3 protein-coding genes are annotated in these 3,633 nt (G+C 63.0%); all 3 read left to right on the top strand.

Translation table 11 applies throughout. The features are described 5' to 3' along the window. Positions 1–796, top strand: a 796-nt coding sequence (locus tag ACYVDE_RS17280; protein WP_460502793.1) for a hypothetical protein, incomplete at its 5' end; no start/stop codon positions are given. A gap of 114 nt (positions 797–910) precedes the next feature. After that, positions 911–2,077: a zinc-dependent alcohol dehydrogenase gene (locus tag ACYVDE_RS17275; RefSeq protein ID WP_460502792.1), complete on the top strand. Its 1,167-nt coding sequence runs from the start codon at positions 911–913 to the stop codon at positions 2,075–2,077. Between the two features lie 167 nt (positions 2,078–2,244). Further along, positions 2,245–3,306, top strand: coding sequence for an NHL repeat-containing protein (locus ACYVDE_RS17270; protein WP_460502791.1), 1,062 nt, complete (start codon positions 2,245–2,247; stop codon positions 3,304–3,306). Positions 3,307–3,633 lie beyond the last annotated feature (327 nt).

The following is a 3,633-nucleotide window of genomic DNA, read 5'->3' as shown; positions in this document are numbered from 1 at the left end:
GCCGGTGCCCCAGCCACCGCTCGATGCCAGCGCCGCACCCACGGTAGCCGCCTGGAAACTGCTGCGCACCATCAAGCTGCCCAACCCAGGGGCGGCCTCGCTCGATAGGCGCGGGGCGCTGTACGTGGCCGATGCCGACAACAACCTGCGCCAGTTTGGCCCCGAAGGTTTGCCGCTGAGCACGTACGCGCCCGCCCAGCCCGGCCACGTGGCCCAGGTGGAAGCTTGGAACGTGGCCAGCACGCTCGTCTTCAACGACGACCGGCAGCAGCTCGTGCTGCTCGATAGGTTTCTGGCCCCCATCAGCGAGGTGCGGCTGGGCGACGTGCTCGACGGCACCGTGCGCGTGGCCACGCTGGCCCCCGACAACTTCATCTGGCTGCTCGATGAGAGCACGCTCACGCTACGCGAGTTCGACCCCAACACCCTGCGCGAGGTGCAGCACACGCCCTTGGATTTGCTGATTGGTCGCTCGCGGCCCGACTTCCGCTTCATTCGCCAGTACCAGAACAAGACGTATTTGGTCGACCGCAGCACGGGCGTGTACGTGTTCGACAACCTGGGCAGCTACCAGAAAAAGCTGCCGTTTCCGGGGCTGAGCTTGGTGGGCTTCCGGGGCGATGAGATGTACTTTCTCGAAGCCGGCGCGCTGCGGTTTTTCCACCTCTACAACCAGACCGAGCGGCGCGTGGCCCTGCCCGCCGGCCTCGACCCCGCCGCCGTGCGGCAGGTGCTGGTGGGCGAAACCTACGCGTATATTTTCACGGCGGCGGGAGTGGCGGTCTATCAGCTATAAGCCTGTAAACTACGGAAGAGGCTGCCCGCCAATTAAGCTGGGCCGTAGTAACCCGCCGAAAAAAGAGGGCGTTAGCTGGGAAGTTTTTACTTCCTCATTTCTAACGTTTTTCCGATGAAAGCTCTCCGAATTCATGGCCCGCGCGACGTGCGGGTCGATACCGTCGATGACCCCCAAATCCACGAGTCGCGCGATGCCATCATCCGCGTGACCAGCACGGCCATTTGCGGGTCCGACCTGCATATCTACAACGGTAGCATTCCGCAGCCCACGCCCCAAACGCTAGGCCACGAGTTCATGGGCATTGTGGAGGAAGTGGGCTCAGGCGTGACCAACCTTAAGCGCGGCGATAGGGTAGTGGTGCCCTTCCCAGTGGCCTGCGGGCATTGCCTGTTCTGCAACCACGACCTGCCCGGCCATTGCGAAAACTCCAACCCCGACCACTATGGCCCCGAGGGCGGCCTACTGACGGAGAAAGGTGGCGCGCTCTTCGGCTACACCAGCCTGTACGGCGGCTACGACGGCGGCCAGGCCGAGTATGTGCGCGTGCCCTACGCCAACAACGGCCCCCGCAAAGTGCCCGACAACCTCACCGACGAGCAGGTGCTCTTCCTCACCGACATCTTCCCTACCGGCTACACCGGCATCGACTGGGCCGGGGTGAAGGGCGGCGAAGTGGTGGCCATTTTTGGCGCGGGTCCGGTGGGCATCATGGCCGCCAAATCGGCCTGGCTGCGCGGGGCCAGCCGCGTCATCATCGTCGATACCCAGCAGTACCGTCTCGACATGGCCAAGAAAGCCGCCCGCGCCGAAGGCATTCTCTGGGAAAGCAATAAGCAGGTGGTCGATGAAATCCGGAGCATGAGCAAGGGCTACGGGGCCGATGTGTGCGTGGAAGCCGTGGGCTTTGAGCCCGACCGCAGCCTAGGCGACCGCGCCAAGGCCGTTATCAACCTTGAAAAAGGCTCCGACAAGGTGCTGCTGGCCTGCATGAGCGCCGTGCGCCGCGGCGGCTTCGTGTCGGTGCTGGGCGTGTACTCCTCGCCCTTCGACAACTTCCCCATCCACCAGTTCTTCGACAAGGGCATCATCATGCAGGCCGGCCAGGCGCCCGCCCACAAGCACATCGACAAGCTGATGCAGCACGTGTCGAACGGCGACGTGAAACTGGATGACATCATCACGCACCGCCTGCCGCTCTCGCAGGCCCCGCACGGCTACGACATCTTCCGCCACAAGAAAGACGGCTGCGTGAAGGTGGTGCTCAAGCCTGGCGAGTAGGCCGTGACGGCCCTCAATAGCCACCCAAGCATTGGCAACTCGCCGCTGCTATACGAAACGCCCCGGCCGGTTTGGTCGGGGCGTTTTTGCATGTAGTTCCAATACCTTTGGTCGTATTCCTTTTTGATTCAAGTATGCGGTTTTCGCTGATTTGCAGCATTGCCCTAATGGTTTCTGTTGTCCTGCCCGGGCAGGCGCAGCGGATTGTTTTTGTGCCGCTTACGCCGACGCCCTACGAATCGGCTTCCCGAGTTACAACGCTGGCGGGCGACCCCGGCAATCGCAAGGGCTATACCGACGGAGCCGGGGCAGAAGCGCGCTTTACGTATCCGATGGGGCTGGCCTGCGCTCCCGATGGCACGCTTTACGTAGCCGATGCCGAAGCCATGACGGTGCGCCGCGTGACGCCGGCCGGCGAGGTTGCGACCGTGCTGGGTGCCGCCGGCAGCCAGGGCAGCACCGATGGACTGGGAAAAGCGGCCCGGTTCTACCAGCCGGTAGGCGTTGCCTTGGGGGCCGACGGGGTATTGTACGTGACGGATGCCGGAAATCACACCGTGCGAAAAGTGTCCACGATGGGCACGGTAAGCACCCTGGCCGGCACGAGTGGCGCCAAAGGCGCTGCCGATGGACCGGGTGCCGCGGCGCGGTTCAATTTCCCGCAGGGTGTGGCCGTCGACGCGGCGGGCACCGTGTATGTGGCCGATACCGAAAACCATACCATCCGCAAAATCACGCCCGCGGGCAGCGTCACGACGCTGGCGGGGCTGGCGAAGAGCAAAGGCAGCACCGATGGAGCCGGCCCTGCTGCCAGGTTCCATCAGCCGGCCGGCATTGCCGTTGATGCCGCGGGCTATGTGTACGTGGCCGATAACGGCAACCACACCATCCGCAAAATTGCGCCCGATGGCACCGTCACTACCTTGGCTGGCCAGGCCTGGCACCACGGCGGCACCGATGGGCCGGGCGCTACGGCCCGCTTCCTGTTTCCCACGGGCGTAGCCGTCGATACGATTGGTAATGTGTACGTAGCCGACCATGCGAACGGCACCATCCGCAAGATTTCTGCCTCGGGCGAGGTTTCGACCCTGGCCGGCATGATGCTACGGGGCGGCCATCTCGATGGGCCAGGCCCGGAAGCTCGCTTCGTCGGGCCTGTCGGCATCGCGGTAGCGCCCGACGGTACGCTTCACATTACCGACGGCACCACAATCAGGTGCTTGAAATAAGAACCAGGCTGAAGTGCTCTGCCTTGTTGCCGCAGCTGGTAGCCTAATACTATGATAATTTAATCTTGATGGCGCACAAGGGCCGCTTGTGTGGAATGAGTAACAGTAGTCAATTTTCTGTTAAGCTTATAGCCTAAATGTCGTAACTGGCGTAGCAAGGGCCCTGCTTTATCTTTGGCAGGCTCTCCATTCCATTCATTCCGAATTACCACGCATGCGGAAAGCCTTCAGCAACCCTGGTTCCCGAGTACTCTGGCTACTACTGCTGCTGCCAACGCTGCTGCGGGCGCAAGCCCCCGCCGGCCGGCCCGCACCCGCCGCCCAGCT

It is taken from the genome of Hymenobacter agri, from assembly GCF_054778495.1.
This window is presented reverse-complemented; position numbering and strand designations above follow the sequence as displayed.

Bases quoted from the DNA above. Each gene is read 5' to 3' on its own strand.
- ACYVDE_RS17275 (WP_460502792.1), top strand. From the start codon at position 911: ATGAAAGCTCTCCGAATTCATGGCCCGCGCGACGTGCGGGTCGATACC.
- ACYVDE_RS17270 (WP_460502791.1), top strand. From the start codon at position 2,245: ATGGTTTCTGTTGTCCTGCCCGGGCAGGCGCAGCGGATTGTTTTTGTG.